A 20,812-nucleotide genomic window follows, 5' to 3' on the forward strand; every position below is an offset into this window, starting at 1 on the left:
TTACTCAGGGTACTGAGTGCCATAGAGTCGGAGCACGAACCGCATCAGTGAGGAGAGCCGGCGTGAGCTTGAGGATCGTTGTCTGTGTGAAGTACGTGCCCGACGCGACCGGTGACCGGCATTTCGCCGATGACCTGACGTTGGATCGTGAGGATGTCGACGGTCTGTTGTCGGAGCTGGATGAGTATGCGGTCGAGCAGGCGTTGCAGATCGCGGACGGGGTGGATGATGCGGAGGTCACCGTGTTGACGGTGGGTCCGCAGGATGCCAAGGACGCGTTGCGCAAGGCGTTGTCGATGGGTGCGGACAAGGCTGTTCACGTCGAGGACGACGGTCTGCACGGTTCGGATGCGGTGGGTACGTCGTTGGTGCTGGCGAAGGCGGTCGAGAAGACGGGTTATGACCTGGTGATCTCGGGGATGGCGTCGACGGACGGCACGATGGGTGTGGTTCCGGCGTTGCTGGCGGAGCGGCTGGGTGTGCCGCAGGTGACGTTGTTGTCCGAGGTGAGGGTCGAGGGTGGTGTGGTGACCGGGCGTCGGGACGGTGACACGGCGTCGGAGCGGCTGGAGGCGTCGTTGCCCGCGGTGGTGTCGGTGACTGATCAGTCGGGTGAGGCGCGTTACCCGTCGTTCAAGGGGATCATGGCGGCGAAGAAGAAGCCGGTGGAGTCGCTGGATCTGGGTGATCTGGGGATCGAGGCGGGCGAGGTGGGTCTGGCGGGTGCGTGGTCGGTGGTGGATTCGGCGGTGCAGCGTCCGGCGCGTACGGCGGGCACGATCGTGAAGGACGAGGGTGAGGGTGGCAGGCAGCTGGCCGAGTTCCTGGCGGGTCAGAAGTTCATCTAGGGCTTGGTGCCCGTTCGTTGTCCTCGTTGTTTCTTCGCTGATGTGCAGGAGAGGGAAGTTCCATGGCTGAGGTTGTTGTTTTTGTCGATCACGTGGATGGTGCGGTCCGTAAGCCCACGCTGGAGTTGTTGACGCTGGCGCGGCGGATCGGTGAGCCGGTCGCGGTGGCGTTGGGTGCGGGTGCGGGTGAGACGGCTGGTGTGCTGGCCGGGCATGGTGCGGTGAGGGTGTTGACGTCGGAGGCGTCGCAGTACGCGGACTATCTGGTGGTGCCGAAGGTGGATGCGCTGCAGGCGGCGTGTGCGGTGGTGTCGCCGGTGGCGGTGCTGGTGCCTTCGTCGGCGGAGGGCAAGGAGATCGCTGCGCGGCTGGCGTTGCGGATCGGTTCGGGTGTCATTACGGATGCGACTGATGTGGAGGCCGGTGAGCTGGGTCCGGTGGCGACGCAGTCGGCTTTCGCGGCGTCGTTCACGACGCGGTCGCGTGTGTCGCGGGGTGTTGCGGTGATCACGGTGAAGCCGAACTCGGCTCCGGTGGAGCCGGTGGCGGGTGCGGGTGTGGTGGAGGAGCTGGAGGTGTCGTTCTCGGCGCTGGCGACGGGTACGAAGGTGCTGTCGCGTACGCCGCGTGAGTCGACGGGGCGTCCGGAGCTGACGGAGGCGGCGATCGTGGTGTCGGGTGGGCGGGGTGTCAATGGTGCGGAGAACTTCCGTGTCATCGAGGCGCTCGCGGACTCGCTGGGTGCGGCGGTGGGTGCCTCGCGTGCGGCGGTGGACGCGGGCTGGTATCCGCATTCCAGCCAGGTCGGGCAGACCGGTAAGTCGGTCTCGCCGCAGTTGTACATCGCTTCGGGTATCTCGGGTGCGATCCAGCACCGGGCGGGGATGCAGACGTCCAAGACGATCGTCGCGATCAACAAGGACGCCGAGGCCCCGATCTTCGACCTCGTCGACTACGGCGTCGTCGGTGACCTCTTCAACGTCGTGCCCCAGCTCACCGACGAGGTCACCAGCCGCAAGGGCTGACCCGCCACCCAGCACACGGCACGACCCGCAGTCCGGGGCCGCACGGTGAACACACCGCGCGGCCCCGCACCGCGTCCCCGTCATGCCATCACCACCCCGCTCCGTACGGCGGCGGAGGGTTCAGCCCAGCAGTTCCTCGATCAGGTCGGCGGCCCTCGTGGTGCCGCCCTCGGCCCGTGCCTCCGCGCGGAGTCGCGCCGAGCGACGTGCGAGCGCCGGGTCGTCGACGAGTTCGGTGAGAGCGGTCCGCAGCGCCTCGGCCGTGGCGTCCTCGGTGTCGATGCGGCGGGCCACACCGAGCTCCACGAGCCGGTCGGCGTTCATGAACTGATCCGCGCCCTGCGGGACGGCGATCATCGGGACCCCGGTGAACAGCCCTTCGGAGCTGCCGCCCATGCCCGCATGGGTCACGAAGGCGTCGGCCTGCTCCAGGATCGCCAACTGAGGCACCCAGGAGTGCACTTCGACGTTGGACGGGATGTCACCGAGCTTCCGCCGGTCGGTGTGCCTGCCGACCTGGAGCACCACGTGCCAGCCGGGCAGGTCGCCGTACGCGGCCAGGCACCGGCGGTAGAACTCGGGGCGGTCGGTGTACGCCGAACCCAGCGAGACCAGCAGGACGCGCTCCGCGTCCGCGGGACGGGTCCAGGTCCGATCGCCGCCACGCCGGCCGAAGCACGGGCCGACGAACGTCACCGTGTCCGTGTCGACGTCCTCGCCGTGCGGCTGCATCGCCCGGGGGATCAGCGCGAGGGTGTTCGCGGGATGGCCGCAGAAGGCGTCCATGTCGGTGGTGGACGCACCGCACTCGGCGAGCCACCGGCCGAACCCCGCCCGGTACGCGTCGGCGCCCGGCAGGGCCCAGAGCTGCGCGGCCACGTCCTGTGCGTAGCTCTCCCAGCCGACGAAGGTCGGGGACAGCTGCATGAGGGGGCGGTTCTGCGACTCGGCCAGCACACGCGCGGCATACGCGCCGATGTCGTACAGGTAGAGGTCTGCGGGGTCGTCGTCGTAGACGGCCCGCAGCTGCGGGAGAGCCTGGACGGCGTCGTCGAGGAAAAGGCCCATCGCGGCGATGGGGTCGTCGGGCCAGTTGTTGTCGGCGACCGGCAGCACGGAGCCGCACGGTACGAACTCGGCACCGGTGGCCTCGATCCGCTCGGCCACCACCGGATCGTTGGCGTAGGTCACCCGGTGGCCGCGGGCCACCAGTTCACGGATGACCTCAAGGCTCGGCAGGACGTGGCTGACGGCGGGGATACCGACCATCGCGATGTGCGCACGGCGACGGGACATGGAAGATCACTCTTTTCAGGTCTACGGCGAAGGAGACACGGCGGACCGGTGCGTCGGCGACCCCGGCAAAGATGCCGGGTCGTGGGCGCACACGGACATGCCGGACGCGGGCGGGGCGCTGCCCCGTCCGCGTCAGCCGTAGATCTGGAGGAAGTTCATGCCGGAGACCCTAGCCCGCGTCCGGGCCCCCCGCACCCGGGTTTCGGCGTGCCGCCGTACGCGGCCCGGCTGCGATGTCACACGGGCGGGGCCGCGGCTTCGAGTTCGTCGATGCTGCCCGACATGAGGGTCCGCACGTGCTCGGTGATGTGCTCCGCGGGCCAGTCCCACCAGGCCACCGCGAGCAGCCGGGCGATGTCCCGTTCGCTGTAGCGGGTGCGCAGGAGACGAGCCGGGTTGCCGCCGACGATCCCGTAGTCGGGCACGTCCTTGGTGACGACGGAGCCGCTGCCGATGATCGCGCCGTGCCCGATCCGCACCCCGGGCAGCACCGTGGCGCCGTGGCCGAACCAGACGTCGTGGCCGACGACGGTGTCCCCCCGGCCCGGCAGGCCGGTCAGCAGGTCGAAGTGGTCCGCCCACGATCCGCCCATGGTCGGGAACGGGAAGGTGGAGGGGCCGTCCATACGGTGGTTGGCGCCGTTCATGATGAACCGCACCCCCGTGCCCAGCGCGCAGAACCTGCCGATGACCAGCTTCTCCGGGCCGTAGTGGTAGAGCACATTGCGCGTCTCGAACGCGGTGGGGTCGTCCGGGTCGTCGTAGTACGAGTACTCCCCCACGTCGATCAGCGGGGACTTCACCAGTGGTCTGAGCTGCACCACCCTCGGCTGGCCGGGCATCGGGTGGAGCACGGTCGGGTCGGCCGGCACTGACATGTGCGATTCCTTACGGGTGGGGCGGGCAGGACCGGTCCCATGATCGTGCCGACGTCCCCCACCACGACACCGGATTACCGGAGACGGCGGCGGCGGGGGCGGGACAGGGAGGGTCCGCGCGACCCGCCCTCCGGATCCAGCCGGTCCGATGCCGACCGCAGCGTGGTCGTCGCCCCGCCGGTCCGATCCGCACGCCGCGACGACTTGAGCGCAACCCCCGGGTTGCTCCCGAGGCGCTCACGTGCAACTCTGGAGTTGCACCACATAGCGGCATCCATTGACGGAACTCAAGGAGTCATCCCATGAGCGAGGACCGGATCGAACGCGAAACCCTGATCGAGGCGCCCCTTGACCGGGTCTGGTCACTGGTGGCGCAACCCGGGTTCTGGGTGGCCGACAAGGCCTCCCTGCCGGGCACCGTGGCCAGGGAAGGTGAGTCACTGGTGGCGAAGAACTCCGAGCACGGCGACTTCCCCGTACGGGTGGAGAAGGTCGAGCCGCCGACGTATCTGGCGTACCGCTGGACCAGCGCGTTCCCCGGGGAGGAACTGCGCGAGGACAACAGCACCCTGGTGGAGTTCACCCTGACGCCGGAGGGCGAGAAGACGCGGCTGCGCGTCATCGAGAGCGGATTCGGGGCGCTTGCCGGGTCCGAGGAGCTGCGCGGTCAGAATCTCAAGGACCACACCGAGGGCTGGCCGCAGGAGCTCGACGCGCTCAAGAAGCGCGCCGAACAGCCATCCGCGTGACGGAGGGAAGCCCCGACGCCGCCGAGGCCGTCGACAGCGTCCTCGGCGCGCTGGCCGACCCGACGCGGCGCAGGCTGCTCGATCTGCTCGCGGCCCAGGGCGAGGCCACCGCGACGTCGCTCGCCGGACAGCTCCCCGTCTCACGCCAGGCGGTGGTCAAACACCTCACCGTGCTGGACGCCGCCGGACTGGTGTCCGGGGGCCGGGTAGGTCGCGAGGTGCGGTACTCGGTGCAGCCCGCCGCACTGAACGCGACGGCCCGGTGGATGGCCGGGCTGGCAGCCGACTGGGACCGGCGGCTGGCGAACATCAAGCGCGTCGCCGAGGCGGCCGAGCGGGATTCGCACTGACACCCCGCCCCAGGCCGGCACCGCTCCCACCGGGCCGGAAGACCGGTGGGAGCGGAAGGCCGGGTCAGGGCTGGATCGGCATGCTCCAGCAGTTGGACGTGGCCGCCCGGCCCGCGAGGCGGTCGGTCAGCCACGAGATCGCGTCACCCTGGTCGGTGATGAGCGGGACCACGTGGTTGGTGAGGAGCTTGTCGCCGAGGTTCGGCAGGATGATGGCGTCGTAGGTGACGTCGGCGCCCTTGCGGCACCAGTCCACGGCCAGCTTGCGCGCCTGTCCGTGGGGGACGATGTCGTCCTGGACACCGGTCGCCAGGCGCACCGGTCCGGCGGGCCTGAGATTGCCGATGCGCTGCCGGTCGAGAGCGGCCTGCGCGCGGGGCTCGGCCGCGATGACGTCACCGATGGACTTGCCGCTATTCGTCCACTTGTTGCTCTTGGCGAAGCCGTAACCGAGGATCGCGTCGCCGACGCACATGGTCGAGGCGTCCTTCAGCGCGGCCTTGCCCGCGGCGTTGATGCTGGCCTCGACGACGTTCCGGACGTCGGGGTCGGCCTGGGCGAAACCGTTGATCGACCAGCCCAGCGCACCGGCGAGGGCGCTGCCGTCGATGCCCTTCATGACCGCGGTCAGATCGGCGGGCGGTGCCCCGGAGTAGGTGCCGGCCAGTTCGACGTCGGGTGCGTAGGAGGGCTGCAGCTCGGCGGCCGCGGCACTGGCCCCGCCGCCCTGGCTGTATCCGTACAGCCCTGTGCGCGACTCGGGGGTGATGGACGCGCCGGGCACGGCGTGCGCGGCGCGGGCCGCGTCCAGCAGGGCGTGTCCCTCGTCGACCCGGTTGACGTAGGTGTGCAGCCGGTCGGTCGCGCCGAGTCCGACGTAGTCGGTGACGACCACCGCGATACCGGCGGAGAGAAGGCGGTAGATCGCCAGGGCCTCGTAACCGACCGACACCGTCTCGCCGTTCAGGGTCAGCGGGTACTGAAGCGCCATCGAGGGCGCGCACTGGTCGCCCTGGCCCATCGTGCCCGCGGCCAACGCCACCAACGGCCGCGGCCCGCCGCGCTTCCATGCCGCCGACGGCTCGATGTAGGCACCGGTCACCGCGACCGGCCGGCCGCTGGAGTCGGTCGATCCATACATCAGCCGGGTGGCCGTGCCGGGCATCGGCCGGCCGTCCAGACCCGGGATGGCCAGCCCCAGCGGGAGCGGCTCCTGACGGATCAACGCGCCATTGGCGTACGGCAGTTCAGTGGGCGGATTGTAGAAGTCGGGGATGGTCACACCCCGGGACACCACGGGCTCCGCCCCGTCGGCGGCATGGGCGGGTACGGCGTACGTGAGCGCACAGGCCGTCGCCGTCACGGCGACGGCCAGCAGGCGCACAGCGCCGGGACGTTGCGGACGACCGGGGGAAGTCACCGAGTGCGCGGTACTGAAGGTGGAACGCGAACGGGTGCTCTTGCGGCTCACAGCTCACTCCTCGCTCTGCTCCGAATGCAGGTGAGCGCAAGCTAGCAGCGGAACTTACCGAAGGTAACCCACCGGTAAGTTACGCTGCGGTAACCATTGCCCGGGTGCGGGCACGGAGGTACTGAGGTGCACGGAGGTAAGGCGGTACGGACCTGTCGCGCGCGGGAACGCGGCGTCCGGGGCGCACAAGTTCCCTATTCTGGGGGCGAGCTGATCGCCCAACGCCTCACGCACCCTGGAGTTCACCATGTCCCGACCGGCGAACGACGCCGCCTCCCTGCACATCGACACCAGCAAGCCGCATCCCGCACGGATGTACGACTGGTTCCTCGGCGGCAAGGACAACTACCCGGTGGACGAGGCAATGGGCCGCCAGATGCTCGCACTCGAACCCGGTATTCCGGTGATGGCGAAGGTGAACCGGGCCTTTATGCACCGCGCCACCCGCTGGCTGTCGAGTCAGGGCATTCGGCAGTTCCTCGACATCGGGACGGGGATACCCACCGAGCCCAACCTCCACCAGGTGGCCCAGCAGTCCGCACCCGCCACCCGAGTTGTCTACTGCGATAACGACCCGATTGTGCTGGCCCACGCCGAAGCCCTGCTGAACGGCAGCCCGGAGGGAGCGATCGACTACGTGCAGGCCGATGCGCGCGACGTGGACGCCATCCTCGAACACGCGGGAAAGACCCTGGACTTCAGCGAGCCGGTCGCTCTCTCGATGATCGCCCTGCTGCATTTCGTGAGTGACGAGGACGGCGCCTACGAGCTGATGAGCAGGCTGACCGGCGTACTGGCGCCGGGCAGCCATGTGGTGATCTCGCACCTCACCGCCGACTTCCATCCGGAGAAGGCCCAGAAGGTCGACGAGATGTACAAGGCCAACACGCTCACGCTGGCGCCGCGCAACCGCGCGCAGTTCTCCGCGTTCTTCGACGGACTGGAGATCGTCGAGCCCGGCATCGTGGCCGCCGAGGCCTGGCACCCCGAGCTCGGCGAACCGGTGCCCGGCCAGGAGGACATCATCAGTGCGGGGTACGTGGCGGTGGGCCGCAAGCCGTAGGGCCCGTGGCGCCACCGGCCGCCGCGCCCCGTCGTACGGGGCGCGGCGGTGACCCGGCACCGAAAAGGCAGCCGACCGCGACCCACCCGCGCAGGGCGGACTTCGGCCCCGCCCGCCGGCCTTCAGGGCATATACCCGCCGAACAGGGTCAGTTCATGCCTGGCACGGCATCGTGCGCATTTCGCGTCCAAACCCGTCGCACCGCCAGCTTCCTTTCCCCGAAGGGAACTTGCAGTTCTGCTGCGGCTCGGACGTTCACCCGACGGGCCTCGACATCCACCGGCGGACGAGAGCCCATCCGGAACGGTCGCCATCGCTAATCGGATCTAACCTTTCCGCAACGGCGGCCGAGAAGCTGACAGTTTGCCGATGCCGGGCGAGTTGGTCATGTGACCATTCCGCATACACGCCTGACAGCTCGTCACGCTGCAAGCGAGCGGCCGGTCAAAGCGATTTATCCGGGCAGGCCGAGGATTCCGCTTACCCTCGCCAAGTTCACCGTCCAGGCACTTTTGGCCGAGTTGGATCGCTTCCGTGTCTCTAGATGAGCGCAAACTTTCGACGATGTACGCATCGGTAGTTAGGTGCTACGGCATAGGATCAGGCCGCGCTACTGGAACCCCGCCCGCCCCGCTTGCCCCATCCGCAACCGTGCGCACGATGCACCAGCGTCCCCACCGTTCCCCCCACACCCCGTTAACAGGATCTGCGTGTCACCGATACTCAGCACCGGTTCCGGCAATGGAGCCGCGCAGTGAAAATCAACCGTCGTCTCGTCCTGCTCGTCACCGCCCCCCTCACCGTTGCGGTCACCTTCTCGGTTCTGGCCCTCGCACCCGCGACCAACCAGGCGCTCCAGGCCAACCGGCTGACGGAGATGGTCGATGTCGCCGCCGCCGCGGGTGATTTAACGCACCAGTTGCAGCGTGAGAGAGCCGCCGCAACCGCATCGGTCTCCAAACAGGGACCTTCGGACGCGTTCCAGACAAGTTCCAACGCGACCGACAAGAGCATCGCCGCCTTCAACAGCAGAATCGATCAGCTGTCCGAAGTGCCCGGCAGCGCACAGGCCGCGCTGGTCCGTATCAAACGCTTCATGGACGAACTGCCGGCCCTGCGTGCCCAGGTGCGCTCGGGCAGCAGCACCATCTCCGCGCTGGCCTTCGGCTACCGGATCGTCATCGCCGACCTCAACGGATACCGCGACGGCATCGCACAGGCCGACGGGGTCGACGCCGACATCGCGGACCGGATCCGCGCCGCCGCCGCCCTGTCCGAGGCCACCGAGCACACGGCTCAGCAGCAGGTCACCGTCATGAGGGCGCAGGCCGCCGGCGGTTTCACGATCGCCTCGCAGCGAACGTTCGATGCCAGCCGGCTGGGCTACACGGAGTCGACCGGTGCCATGTTCGGCCTCGGCCCCGGCGAGTGGCGGACGTGGCTGGAGCGCACCCTCTCCGGCCCGAAGGCGCTGGAGGCCCGACGGCTCGAGGACAAGATCGGTCGTACGGGCACCAGCAAGGACATCGATGTCACCCCGCAGGCGTGGCAGAAGGCTTCCGGTGACCGCCAGACGCTGCTGCGTTCGGTGGAGAAGCGGATCGACGAGTCCGTCTTCGCGACGGTCTCCAAAGAGCGCACCAGGCTCATGTGGACCGCCGGCGCCGAGGTCGCCCTGGTGCTGCTGACCCTGGTGGGCGCCGTCATCGTCGCCGTCCGCCTGGGGCGCGTGATGATCCGGCGGCTGCACGATCTGCGCAACGCCGCGCACGAGGTCGCCCACACCGGACTCCCCGCCGTGATGAGCGAACTGTCCCGGCCGGGCGCGCTGAGCGGCTCGACACCCGAGCAGGTCGCGGAGCGGTCGGGCAACCCGGTCAGGACCACGGGTGGGGACGAGATCGGCGAGGTCGGCGAGGCGTTCAACGCCGTCCATCACGAAGCCGTCCGACTGGCCGCCCAACAGGCCCGAGTACACGAGCAGTTCGCCGAGACACTGGTACGCGTCGCTCGCAGGGGCGCGCAGTTGACCAGCGTCATGGTGTCCGAGCTCGACACCGTGCAGCGCGACGAGGCCGACCCCGAGCGCATGCAGACGCTCTTCGCCCTCGACCACCTCGCCATCCGCATGGAGCGCAATACCAACAACCTGCTGGTACTGGGTGGTTACGGCAACGCCCGGGTGCGTTCGGCCAATATCGGCTGCTCCACGGTCATCGTGGCGGCGGCCCAGCAGATCGAGCGGTTCGACCGCGTTTCCCTCGGCGTCATCGAGTCGGGAATCGGCATCGCCGCCCGCGCCGTGCACGACGTGGCGCACATCCTGGCTGAACTCCTCGACAACGCGACCCGGTTCTCGCCTCCTGACCTGCAGGTCGGGGTCGCCGTCTGGCGGCTGTGGGACCGGGCCGTCGTGCAGATCGTCGACGAGGGAGTGGGGATCACGGCCGAACGCCGCGCCCTCCACAACGCCGCGCTGCGCGAGCCGCAGGCCGGCATCGGGGACGTCCGGTCCATGGGTCTGCACGTGGTGGCACGGCTCTCGGCGCGCCACGGCATCGTTGTCGAACTGCGCGACTCCTCCGGTCCCGGCACCATCGCCGAGGTCACCCTGCCCGCGAACGTGCTGGCCGAGATCCCGCAGGAAACCGCACCGGTGCAGGGTGCGCCCGGCGAGGCCCGCGGCGACGGTGTCCGCTACGAGACACCTCGTCCGGTCACCGCACACGGACAGCCCGGCCGCAGGCAGCCGGGCAACGTGGGCGGCCGGCCGGCCCGGCCCGTCGGCGCGGGTGTCGGCGTCCGGGAGGGCAGCGCCCCCGCCGGCGTGCCGGAGTACTCCCGCCCGGGCGACGGGAAGGCCGGGTCCGGCGGCACCGATGGACGCGGCGGCTCCTACGGCGCGGGTCCCGCCACCGACGCGCGCGAGCGCGCCACCGCCCCGGCCCCGCATCCCGTGCACGACGAACCCGCCTCGCGCATCGCCGGAGTCAGCTCCTCCGGTCTGCCCCTGCGGCAGCGCAACACGCCCCAGCAGTGGCCCACCCTGGGCAAACGGGGCGGCACCGATCAGCGGTCCGGCGCCGCCGCGCCGCGGCCGTCGCCCCGCCGCCGGGACTCCCGGCAGGTCTCCGACGTCCTCGCGGCCTACGCCCAGGGGATCAACCGGAGCACGAACCCCCGCGGGCGTTCCGCCACCGACGACGACACCGAACGGACCAAGAAATGACCTCACCCACCGACCTGAGCTGGATCCTGAGCGACTTCGCCGGACGCATTCCGGAAGTCACTCAGGCGATAGCCGTGTCCGTGGACGGACTCGCGCTGGCATACACCGGTGTGGAGCGTGACGACGCCGACCGGTTGGCGGCCATCGCCTCCGGCGTCGTCAACCTGCTCTCCGCCGCAGCCCAGTTGACGAACACCGACCCCGTCGAGCACAGCCTCACCGCGATGGAGGGCGGCTACATGTTCTCGATGGCCGTCTCCAGCGGCGCCTCGCTCCTGGTGACCACCACCAGGGACGCGGACATCGGCGAGGTCAGCTACATGATGTCCGAACTGATCAACCAGGTCGGTGACTCGCTGTCTCCCCACGTCCGCAGCCCGAGCATCTCGCCCACTCACTGACCGTCGGCGGTTTTCCCCACCGCCGCACCGGCCCGTCCGTCGCCCGCTCGGCGGCCGGGTCAGCCCGTTCCGCCCCTTCCCCCCGATGAGAGCCCTCATGTTCTTCGACATATCCAGTCCACGTCACCGCAGATTCCGGCCGGTGAGTGCTGCCGCCCTCGCCCTCGGTCTGGCAGCCGTCAGCGGATGCAGCAGCGACAGCGGCGCCGGCGACGACACCGTGAAGGTCGGCCTGGTGGCCTCCCTGTCCGGCACCTACAAGCCGGTCGGCACGGACCTGCGAGCCGGCTTCGAGCTGTATCTGAAGACGCACGGCAACAAGCTGGGCGGGCGCAAGGTCGAGCTCGTCGTGGCGGACGAGGGCGACGGCCCCCCGACCGCCGTGCCCGCCGCCACCAAGCTGGTCAAGAAGGACAAGGTCGACGTGCTGACGGGCCTCGTCAGCGGTGGCTCGGTCGCCGCGGTGATACCGCTGGTCACCAAGGCCAAGATCCCCTTCCTGGGGTCGAACGCCCGGCCGCCCGTGAAGGACCTCGAGTACGTGTGGACGACGAGCTTCATGTCCGACGAGCCGGGCAAGGCCATCGCCCCGTACGTCAAGGAGAAGGTGAACGGACCGGTCTACGCGATCGGCCCGGACTACCAGGGCGGATACGACGAACTGCGCGGCTTCACCGACGAGTTCAAGCGGATCAAGGGCAAGCTGGCCAACCCCGGCGGCAAGACCACCTGGACGCCGTTCCCGAAGACCACCAACTTCATGCCCTACTTCGCCGACATCGCCAAGACGGACGCCAAGGCGGTGTACTGCTTCTACGCCGGCAAGGCCGCGATCGACTTCGCCAAGCAGTACGCGCAGTCCGACGTCGCCGACCTGCCGCTGTACACGGCCTTCGTCACCGAGGGCAGTGTGCTGCAGGCACAGGGCAACGCGGCCAAGGACATCTACTCGGTCCTGAACTACGCGCCCGACCTGGACAACGCGGCCAACCGCAAGTTCGCCGCGGACTGGACGGCCGAGTACGACACGCAGCCGACCACGTACGCGATGTCCTCCTACGACGCGGCCTCCGTACTGGACAAGGCGATCGCCGACGCCGCGAAGGACGGTGACGTGACGTCGAAGACCATCAACAAGGCCATCGCGGGGCTGGGTCAGATCGACAGTCCGCGCGGCGCCTGGGAGTTCGGCGACAAGGCGCACTCGCCGGTGCAGACCTGGTACCTGCGCCAGGTACGGCCGGACGGCAACCAGCTGGCCAACGTCATGGTCCAGGACCTGGCGACGCTCGGCGGCTGACATGGAGCTTCTTGATGCCCACCTCGTGCCGGCGGTGGACGGGGTCGCCTACGGGCTGCTGCTGTTCGTGGTCGCCGCCGGCCTGAGCCTCGCGTTCGGCACCGCCGGCGTGCTGAACCTGTCGCACGGCACGCTGTACGCGATCGGCGCCTACACGGGCGCCGAGCTGAGCGACGGAACCTGGGGCGGCCTCGTCCTCGGGCTGGCCGCCGGAACCGCGGCGGCGGCGCTCGCCGGGGCGGGGCTGTCCGCCGCGACGGTTCCGCTCGCCCGGCGTGGGCATCTCGCTCAGGCACTGCTGACCTTCGGCCTCGCCCTGGCCGGCGGTGATCTGCTCATCCAGCTCTTCGGGGCGGACGAGCTCCCGGTGCGCGTCCCCGAGGCGCTCGACACCTCGGTGAGGCTGCTGGGCCACCGGTACCCCGCGTACCGGCTCTGCTTCATCGTGATGGCCGTACTGCTGGCGGTGTCCGGTACGTGGGTGCTGACCCGGACCCGCGTGGGAGCGGCGGTACGGGCGTCCGCCGACGATCCGCAGATGCTCGCGGCCACCGGCCACAGCCCACGGGCCGTGCACACCGGTGTCCTCGCGGCGGCGGGGGCGCTGGCCGGTGCCGCAGGGGTGCTCGGGGCACCGATCATCGGTCCCGGGCCCGGCACGTCCGAGAACGTGCTCATGCTGTCCCTCGTGGTGGTCGTCCTCGGCGGGCTGCGCTCGCTGTGGGCGACGTTCGCAGCGGCGATCGCCGTGGGCGAGGTCCAGACGCTGGGCGTCTCGGTGCTGCCGGACCTGGCGCCGTACCTGCTCTTCGCCGCGATGGCTGCGGTGCTGGTGTTCCGCTCCCGCTTCGCGGAACCGGCGGCGGTGCACGGCCCGCAGGACCCGGACCCGGTGGCCCGGCTCCGCCGTCGGCTCGCCGCACGGCTGAGGGCGCGCCGGGCCGCCACGGCGACCGGCACCGCGGACGGGACGGCGGGCGGTGCGGGCGACGCGAAGCCCTCGGCCGATCCCGGCGTGCCCGGCGATTCGGCCGGTCCGCCGGCGCCGTCCGGCGCGCACAGCGTGCACAGCGGGTTTGTGCGCGGGGCCGCGTGGCGTCGGGCCGCTCCGCTGCTCGTCCTGCTCGCGCTGCTGATCGCGTTGCCCGGGATACTCGACTCGTACAGCATCTCGCTGGCCGGCTCCGCCCTGGCCCTGGGGCTCCTCGCGGTCAGCGTCACCATCCTCACCGGCTACGCCGGACTGCCCACGCTCGGGCAGACCGCGCCGTTCGCCGTGGGCGCGTACGCCACCGCGAATCTCGCGGACGCCGGGTGGACGGTGGGCCCGGTCCAGATCGTCCTTTCGGCGCTCGCCGCAGCGGTGTTCTCGGCGGTGACGGGGCCCGCCGTGATCCGGGCCCGCGGCACCACCGTGCTGATGATCACGCTCGCCGTCGGTGAGCTGACCAGCGCGGTCATCAACCAGGTCAAGTCCGTCACCGGCGGCGCCGACGGTCTCGTGGGCTTCCCGTCCACGCGGGCGCTGTGGGGCGGTGAGGGGATGACCGACGAGAGCGACCTCTACAACTACGCGCTCGTCGTCGCCGTCGTCGCCGTCGCCGTCACCCTGCTGGTGCTGCGCTCCCCGGCCGGGAAGCTGCTCACCGGTACCCGGGGCGCCGAGGCCCGGATGCGCGCCTCGGGGCACCCCGTGGGGCGCTATCTGCTGGTGGCCCACGTCTGCGCCGGTGCGCTGGCCGGCGTCGGCGGCTCGCTGATGGTCAGCGTCCAGCAGTACCTCTCCCCCGCCGACGTCGGCTTCGAGATCGCCGCGTTCGCGCTGCTGGCGGTCGTCATCGGCGGCACGACATCCGTGATCGGCGCCCTGCTGGGTGCCGGACTCATCGTCTTCACCCGGGACTGGGTCGCCGGTTCGTGGCCCGGCCACGGGCCACTGCTGCTCGGGGCGCTGTTCATCGCCGCCGTGTACCTGCTGCCCCGCGGGCTGGCCGGCCTGCGCGGCGGACCCGGCCGGAGCGGGCGGGCTCCGGACGGACCGCGCACGGCCACCACCGCGTCCGCATCCACCCCGACTCCCGCCGGGAAGGCCTCCCCATGACGCCCGCGAAGACCGCGGCACCATCAGCCCCGGTGCTGGACCTCGCCCACCTCACCCGCAGATACGGCAGCCTCACCGCCGTCGACGACGTCAGCCTGCGGCTCCCCGCGGGTGCCCGGCACGCCGTCATCGGCCCCAACGGCGCCGGCAAGACCACGCTGCTCAACCTCATCGCGGGTACGGACCGGGCCGACCGCGGCACCATCGCCCTGAACGGCACGGACATCACCCGGACGGCCACCGCCAAACGCAGCCGTCTCGGCATCGCCCGCAGCTTCCAGCAGCCCGCGGTGATCTCCGAGCTGACCGTGCTGGACAACGTCGCACTGGCCGGCTGGCCGCACCACCCGAAGCGCCGCGGAGCCTGGCGCAGCCCGTCCCGCTACCGGCTGCACACCGAGTCAGCGGGCCGTCATCTGGAGACCGTCGGCCTCGCGGACCTCGCCCACCGCCCGGCCGCCACGCTCTCCCACGGACAGCGCCGCATGCTCGACCTCGCCGCAGCGCTGGCGGGCGACCCGCGTCTGCTGCTCCTGGACGAGCCGGCGGCCGGTCTGACCGACGGTGACATCGGCCGGCTGCTCGGCATCCTCGGCGGTCTGCCGGACAGCGTCGCGATCATCCTGGTCGAGCACCACGTCGAGGTCGTCGCCCAACTCGCCACGTCGGTCACCGTGCTGGCGGCCGGACGGATCCTGGTCACGGGACCGACCCGGGAGGCGCTCGCCCATCCCGAGGTCCGCGACGCCTACCACAACACCGGCACGACGGCGGACCGGGCACGGGGCGACGCCGCGGAGACCGTGGCCGCGGAGCCGGGCGCCGAGGACCCCGTCCCGCGCGTCGCCGGCCCGTCCACCACCGACGCGAGAGGATGACCCGGCCCACGATGCTCGAACTCACCGGTCTGACCGCGGGCTACCACGGCGGCACCGTCCTGCACGGTGTCGACCTTTCGCTGCCCGCCGGCACGGTCCACGCCGTCGTCGGCCACAACGGCGCGGGCAAGACCACCCTCGTCCACACCGTCGCCGGACTGATGCGTCCCGGGGCGGGCACCGTCCGGCTCGACGGCCGGGACGTGTCGGGCCGGCCCGCCCACCGGATCGCCCGTGCCGGGATCGGCCTCGTTCCGCAGGGCCGCCGGGTCTTCGCCGGCCTCACCGTCGCCGAACACCTGCGGCTGTCCTATCGCCCGCCGCGCCGGGGCGACACCCCGCGCCCGAGCGTGTGGACGCCCGCGCGGGTCCTGGAGCTGCTGCCCCGGCTGGGCGAGCGCCGGGGCAACCGGGGAGCGGATCTGTCCGGCGGCGAACAGCAGATGCTGGCCCTGGCCCGGGCGCTGCTCGGCTCACCGAGCGTGCTGCTGCTCGACGAGCCGACCGAGGGCCTCGCGCCCGCCCTCGTCCGGCAGGTCCATGAGCTGGTCACCACGCTGGCCGACGAGGGCATCGCCGTACTGCTGGTGTCCCCAAGCCCGGCGCAGGCGGCCGAGTGCGCCCATACGCTCACGGTCCTCACCTCGGGACGGACCACGCTTCGTCTGGACGGCGCGGCGGCCCGTGCCGATGCCGGCGCCCTGCACGCCGCGCTCGAACTCGCGCCGGCGGCCCTCTGAAGACGGACGCGGGCGCCCATGGGGGGGCGGTGACCGGCATCCGGCCACCGCCCCCGTCGCACTCCGGACCAACCGGCCCACCGGCGTAACCGGCCTAACCGGCCTTCAGGCTGTGGCCGCCGAAGCCGCTGCGCCGGTCGGAGCCGCTGTTCTGGTCCTGCCACCACGCGTCGAACTCCGGCTGCTCCATGGCGGACCAGTCCGGGGTGTTCTCGACCTGGGCACTGCCCATCCTGCGGGCGAGCGCGACCATGGCCGCCCCGACGGTGCCACGACCGGTGTCGTACCGCTCCAGAACCTCTTCCCAGCTGCCCCCGGCCACCCAGGCGGCCTCAAGGGCGGTGGCGTCCTGGAGCGCCTTCACGCTGCCGCCGCCGATGTGCGGCCGGGCGACACTCGCCGCATCGCCGACGAGCACCATCCGCCCCGAGGTGTAGTGCGGCACCTCAAGGTCGTAGATCGGCTGGATGAAGGTGGTCTCGGCGGGTGTGCGCAGGACCCTGGCCGCCCAGTACGGCGGGAAGTTGTCGGCCACCAGGGCACGCAGACGGGCGGTGAGCTCGGCGTTCAGACGGCCCGGCGGCAGGGAGGTCGGGGTCCGCAGGTCGGGTTGGAGGGCATCTGTCTGCGGGGGCGCGGTGTAGAGCACCCAGTTGAGCCGGTGCCCGCCGGCGCCGTCCGGGATGCGGTAGATCATGCAGTGGCCGCCGGGAAAGACGATGTTGTGCGCGGCCAGACCGTCCAGGGGGAGACCGTCGACGTCCGACGAGGTGCCGCGCCAGCCGATGTATCCGGCGTACGCCGCTTCGGCGCCGGGGAACATGGCCTCGCGGACGACGGAGCGGTAGCCGTCGGCGCCGATCACGACGTCGAAGTGCTCCTCGTAGCCCCCGGCCAGACGCAGTGTCACACCGTCACTGTCCGGATCCACGTCGGTGACCACGGCGCCGGACCGGTAGGTGACACCCTCGGGCACCCGGTGGCGCAACTCACTCCACAGCGAACCCCAGTTGTAGGCGCGGAAGGGAAACGGCTGCTCACCGACGGCCCGGCCGTGCTCCGCGTCGCCTTCGCGCACGCTCCACACCCGCCGGGTCAGCGGCGCCCAGGGCATCTCGGGAGCCACGTACCCGGCGTCCTTCAGCTCGTCGTAGCGGTCGCTGTGGAGGGCGATACCCACTCCTCTGTCACGGAGTTCGGCGTCGGCACGCTCGAAGACGGTGACCTTGCCGGCTCCCCCGCGCGACGCGGCCAGGGCCGCGGCACACCCCGCTATGCTGCCGCCGACCACGGCGATGCTGCCTCCACGCATGACTGGTTCTCCACTCACTTGGCGTTCCGGCCGCCATTCGGGGCTCTGCCGCGTCGGCGTGACCGGTCGGAAATCCACGGGCACTGGGGCTCGTTGTGCCGTTTCGGTGGATCAGGGCACGGACGGAATCCTATCCAGGGGCATCCGGCCGGTGAGCGGCGCGCACAGGGGTGGTGCAGGGGGCGGTCAAGAGCGGACGGTGGCCGCGATCCGCTCACGCGGCGCGATGGCTTCCGTGCCGTCGGCGCACCGCCCGCTCTCCTTGGACAGGCTCATCGGATCCTCGACGGCGCGGTTCGAGCGGAGGCGCCCTACCGCGTCCAGGGCCAGGTGGCCGGCGGCCGGGCCGCACACATCCGGCTCCTGACGCCCGCGAACGCGACTGCGGGGCACCCGCTGTTCACGGCGGAACCGCATGTGAGAGATTGTCATTCCTTTTGTGAAGACCCCTCAGTTAATGAGGGGTCCCCGGCGAGAGTTGCGACGGTCACCCGCGGCAGAGCGAGCGGGCCCTTCAACATGCCTACACACAAGGGTTATTGCGGATTTCGGGGCCGCGACTGACGTCTGTTGGGGCCAAGATCCGGTGATAGCATCCCGGCATCTGTGATCTTCATTCAATAGGTTCAGATGCTGATTTGCGATCGGTGGCCCGCCCTCTCCACGCGACAGCGGCCGGGCCGTGCCGAGCGGCTGCGTCACGGGTCCTCGCGAGGTGCATCCGTCGCCGTCCGCATGCCATGCGCCGGGAAAGGTTTCCATGATTCAAGACGCACTCGTGTGGTGCTTGGTTGCGGTGGCGGCGATAGCCGTTGTCGCGGCCGTCGCGCTCGCCGCCCGCAACAGAGCCCTTGGGGCGAAGAAGAAGCAGACCGAGGCCGAGCTGAGGCGCCAGCTCCATATATCCGACAACCACCTCCACGTCTCCCGAGCCGAGTTGCACCGGTTCAGGAGCGAGCAGGACGGCACTCTCCGAGAGGCCAAGGAGGCGGCCGAGGAGAACACCAAGGCGGTCCTCAAGGGTGCCGCCAGCTTCCTGCAGAGTCTCGCGGCGGAGCAGACCACGCTGCTGGACGGCGTGCAGCGGAAGTACGGCGGTCACGCGGTACTCAGTGACCTGCTGGAAGTCAACCACGCCAACGCGCAGATGGCGCGCAAGGCGCAGGGCATCGCGGTCATGTGCGGTGCGCCGCTCGGCCGCCGCAACCGGCCCGCCAGCGTCTACGACGTGGTGCGCAGCGCCCAGGGGCAGATCCGTAACTTCCACCGGATCGCCATCATGCAGCAGGCCGGTCTGGCGCTGAAGGCGTCCGCGGTCGCGCCCGTGGCCCTTGCGGTGGCCGAACTGCTTGACAACGCTGCCAGCTTCTCCCAGCAGGACGCACCGATCGAGGTGACGTTCCAGCGGGTCCGGAACAACCTGTGCATCGTCATCGACGACGCCGGTGTCAGCATGAACGACGAGGACCGGCAGCGGGCGACCGAGCTGCTCTCCGGTGACATCGTCCCCCGCCTGTCGCAGCTCGGGAACCAGCCGAAGTTCGGCTTCCCGGTGGTCGGTCTGATCGCGCGTCAGTACGGCTTCAAGGTGGATGTCACCGGAGTCTCCCGGTACGGCGGCGTGAGGGCCGTCGTCCTGTTGCCCGAGGAGCTGTGGACCATGGAGGAGACACCGCCGGCCCCGGAGGCCGCCGTCAGCAGCATCCTGCGCAACGAGGGCCGGCCGCAGGGCGCGCCCACGCGTACGACGCACGGTCTGCCGAAGCGCGGATCGCGCCAGGCGCCCATCGCGAGCGTGCCCGAACCCGAGGCCGACCGGCCGGCGTCCTGGGCTCCCGCGGAGAACAGCCGCCCCTCCGGACGCGGCCTGGGCGCTTTCCAGCGCGGCACGCTTTCGGGCCGCAACCTCGAAGCCACGTCACCCGAAGGGTCCGAAGACGCATGAGCGCAGACCTGTCGTGGATGCTCGAGGACATCGTGCACAACGTGCCCCGGGCACGGCACGCCGTCCTGCTGTCCGCGGACGGCCTTCCTCGCGGGGCCACGGAAGGCCTGGCCGAGAAGGAGGTGCGCACCATCTCCGCCGCCATGGCCGGGATGCAGTCGCTCAGCCGGGCCACGGCCCACTTCGCCGGGCCGGAGGAGGACCGGCAGTGGAACCAGACGATCATCGAGTTCTCCCACGGGTGGAGCTTCCTGATCGGAGCGGGACAGGGCGCCTATCTGGCCGCCGCCGCGGCGCCCGATGTGGACATGCAGCAGATCTCCTTCCGCATGCACCGCCTCGTCGCCCGGCTGGGCAACAACCTCACCTCGCCGCCGAGGGTGAACACCGAGGCCGACGCCGGTACGCGCAACACCGGTGCGGCCCGGCGCGGGGGCACCAGTGACTCCGGATTCGTGCTCGCCGACCTCGACCGGGTGATCGCCGATGTGCGCGGCGCCCGTCACGCTGTCCTGCTGGGATCCGACGGACTGCCCCGCGGGGCGACCAGCGGGATGAACAGGGACGTGGCGGACACGATCTCCGCCGCCATGACGGGCATTCACGCCTACAGCAGGGTCACCTCGCAGTTCGCGGGTGTCCTGGAGGGCGCGGAATGGCGTCAGACGGTCATCGAGTTCCAGCACGGCTGGATCTTCCTGATGGCGGCGGGTGCCGGGGCCTTCCTGGCCGCCGCAGCCGAGCACGACTGCGATATCGAGGAGTTCACCACGCGCCTGCACGAGGTGGTTCCCAGACTGACCGCGCCCACACCACGGGGGGAGGGGGCAGGCCATGCCTGACGAGCCCGAGCAGGACCTGGATCTGGAACTGACGTCCCCGTTAGTCCCCCTCTTCGTGATCACGAACGGACGGGCGCTACCTCCGGACCACGAGTACGAACACACCACCCTCGTCATGGCGGCACAGGACACATCGGCTGCGGCGCGCACGCTCTCCCCCGAGGCGGGTCAGGTCATGGACCTGGTGGCCGACGGCTTCCTGTCCGTCGCCGAAGTGGCCGGCCACACACACCTGCCGCTGGGCATAGTGCGCATCCTGCTGGCGCAGTTGGAGGAGGACAGCCTCATCCTCGTGAGGAGACCGATACCGCGCGCCGAACGTGTCGACAGAGAACTTGTCAGCGCCGTGCTCGAAGGCCTGAAGAATCGATTCGGAGCGTAACG

19 protein-coding genes are annotated in these 20,812 nt (G+C 70.4%); 14 read left to right on the plus strand and 5 right to left on the minus strand.

Annotation, left to right across the window (positions count from 1 at the left end; genetic code table 11):
• Window positions 1-62: 62 nt before the first annotated feature.
• The gene (locus tag OG322_RS07070) at window positions 63-848 is read left to right on the plus strand and encodes an electron transfer flavoprotein subunit beta/FixA family protein (protein WP_123467479.1); all 786 of its coding nucleotides are present in this window, start codon (window positions 63-65) and stop codon (window positions 846-848) included.
• Between the two features lie 62 nt (window positions 849-910).
• Window positions 911-1,873 carry an electron transfer flavoprotein subunit alpha/FixB family protein gene (locus tag OG322_RS07075; RefSeq protein ID WP_123467477.1) on the plus strand — a complete coding sequence of 321 codons (963 nt, stop codon included), beginning with the start codon at window positions 911-913 and terminating at the stop codon, window positions 1,871-1,873.
• 120 nt (window positions 1,874-1,993) lie between these two features.
• Here the strand turns inward: OG322_RS07075 and OG322_RS07080 are convergent, their stop codons facing one another.
• Window positions 1,994-3,169, minus strand: coding sequence for a macrolide family glycosyltransferase (locus tag OG322_RS07080; RefSeq protein ID WP_329306197.1), 1,176 nt, complete (start codon window positions 3,167-3,169; stop codon window positions 1,994-1,996).
• Window positions 3,170-3,405: 236 nt separating this feature from the next.
• The gene (locus OG322_RS07085) at window positions 3,406-4,047 is read right to left on the minus strand and encodes a CatB-related O-acetyltransferase (protein WP_123463046.1); all 642 of its coding nucleotides are present in this window, start codon (window positions 4,045-4,047) and stop codon (window positions 3,406-3,408) included.
• A 302-nt stretch (window positions 4,048-4,349) separates the two neighbouring features.
• On the opposite strand from OG322_RS07085, the gene OG322_RS07090 reads away from it, so the two are divergent.
• Window positions 4,350-4,796, plus strand: a complete 447-nt coding sequence (locus OG322_RS07090) for an SRPBCC domain-containing protein (protein WP_123463044.1) — start codon at window positions 4,350-4,352, stop codon at window positions 4,794-4,796.
• On the plus strand, window positions 4,793-5,146 hold the full coding sequence (locus OG322_RS07095) for an ArsR/SmtB family transcription factor (protein ID WP_123463042.1): 354 nt from the start codon (window positions 4,793-4,795) through the stop codon (window positions 5,144-5,146). Before OG322_RS07090 ends, OG322_RS07095 begins: the two co-directional genes overlap by 4 nt.
• 64 nt (window positions 5,147-5,210) lie before the next feature.
• Here the strand turns inward: OG322_RS07095 and OG322_RS07100 are convergent, their stop codons facing one another.
• Complete coding sequence (locus OG322_RS07100; RefSeq protein ID WP_443066530.1) at window positions 5,211-6,617, minus strand: lipase family protein; 1,407 nt, start codon at window positions 6,615-6,617, stop codon at window positions 5,211-5,213.
• A 247-nt stretch (window positions 6,618-6,864) separates the two neighbouring features.
• Here OG322_RS07100 and OG322_RS07105 point away from each other — a divergent pair, with 247 nt between their 5' ends.
• The 7 genes from OG322_RS07105 to OG322_RS07135 all read left to right on the plus strand — a co-directional run bounded on the left by OG322_RS07105 (window position 6,865) and on the right by OG322_RS07135 (window position 16,329).
• The gene (locus OG322_RS07105; protein WP_123463038.1) at window positions 6,865-7,680 is read left to right on the plus strand and encodes an SAM-dependent methyltransferase; all 816 of its coding nucleotides are present in this window, start codon (window positions 6,865-6,867) and stop codon (window positions 7,678-7,680) included.
• A gap of 754 nt (window positions 7,681-8,434) precedes the next feature.
• Window positions 8,435-10,909, plus strand: coding sequence for a sensor histidine kinase (locus OG322_RS07110; RefSeq protein ID WP_124285436.1), 2,475 nt, complete (start codon window positions 8,435-8,437; stop codon window positions 10,907-10,909).
• A complete protein-coding gene (locus OG322_RS07115) occupies window positions 10,906-11,310 on the plus strand; it encodes a roadblock/LC7 domain-containing protein (protein ID WP_123463034.1) in 405 nt (134 codons plus the stop codon). The genes OG322_RS07110 and OG322_RS07115 overlap by 4 nt, the downstream gene beginning before the upstream one ends.
• A gap of 97 nt (window positions 11,311-11,407) precedes the next feature.
• The gene (locus OG322_RS07120) at window positions 11,408-12,610 is read left to right on the plus strand and encodes an ABC transporter substrate-binding protein (RefSeq protein WP_123463032.1); all 1,203 of its coding nucleotides are present in this window, start codon (window positions 11,408-11,410) and stop codon (window positions 12,608-12,610) included.
• Window position 12,611: 1 nt separating this feature from the next.
• Window positions 12,612-14,711, plus strand: coding sequence for an ABC transporter permease (locus OG322_RS07125; protein WP_124285434.1), 2,100 nt, complete (start codon window positions 12,612-12,614; stop codon window positions 14,709-14,711).
• On the plus strand, window positions 14,708-15,589 hold the full coding sequence (locus tag OG322_RS07130; protein WP_329306198.1) for an ABC transporter ATP-binding protein: 882 nt from the start codon (window positions 14,708-14,710) through the stop codon (window positions 15,587-15,589). The genes OG322_RS07125 and OG322_RS07130 overlap by 4 nt, the downstream gene beginning before the upstream one ends.
• Window positions 15,590-15,600: 11 nt before the next feature.
• A complete protein-coding gene (locus tag OG322_RS07135) occupies window positions 15,601-16,329 on the plus strand; it encodes an ABC transporter ATP-binding protein (RefSeq protein ID WP_329307715.1) in 729 nt (242 codons plus the stop codon).
• Between the two features lie 94 nt (window positions 16,330-16,423).
• Here the strand turns inward: OG322_RS07135 and OG322_RS07140 are convergent, their stop codons facing one another.
• Window positions 16,424-17,641, minus strand: coding sequence for an FAD-dependent monooxygenase (locus OG322_RS07140; RefSeq protein WP_124285433.1), 1,218 nt, complete (start codon window positions 17,639-17,641; stop codon window positions 16,424-16,426).
• Between the two features lie 186 nt (window positions 17,642-17,827).
• Entirely contained in the window at window positions 17,828-18,058 is a 231-nt protein-coding gene (locus OG322_RS07145) for a hypothetical protein (protein ID WP_148085536.1), read from the minus strand.
• Window positions 18,059-18,401: 343 nt separating this feature from the next.
• On the opposite strand from OG322_RS07145, the gene OG322_RS07150 reads away from it, so the two are divergent.
• From OG322_RS07150 to OG322_RS07160, 3 genes are read left to right on the plus strand one after another with little or no spacing between them, the layout of a single operon-like run.
• The gene (locus OG322_RS07150; protein ID WP_123463024.1) at window positions 18,402-19,586 is read left to right on the plus strand and encodes an ATP-binding protein; all 1,185 of its coding nucleotides are present in this window, start codon (window positions 18,402-18,404) and stop codon (window positions 19,584-19,586) included.
• Window positions 19,583-20,428, plus strand: a complete 846-nt coding sequence (locus OG322_RS07155) for a roadblock/LC7 domain-containing protein (RefSeq protein WP_260146869.1) — start codon at window positions 19,583-19,585, stop codon at window positions 20,426-20,428. The genes OG322_RS07150 and OG322_RS07155 overlap by 4 nt, the downstream gene beginning before the upstream one ends.
• Window positions 20,421-20,810, plus strand: a complete 390-nt coding sequence (locus OG322_RS07160; RefSeq protein ID WP_123463020.1) for a DUF742 domain-containing protein — start codon at window positions 20,421-20,423, stop codon at window positions 20,808-20,810. The genes OG322_RS07155 and OG322_RS07160 overlap by 8 nt, the downstream gene beginning before the upstream one ends.
• Window positions 20,811-20,812 lie beyond the last annotated feature (2 nt).

This window comes from Streptomyces sp. NBC_01260 (genome assembly GCF_036226405.1).
Classification (GTDB): domain Bacteria; phylum Actinomycetota; class Actinomycetes; order Streptomycetales; family Streptomycetaceae; genus Streptomyces; species Streptomyces laculatispora.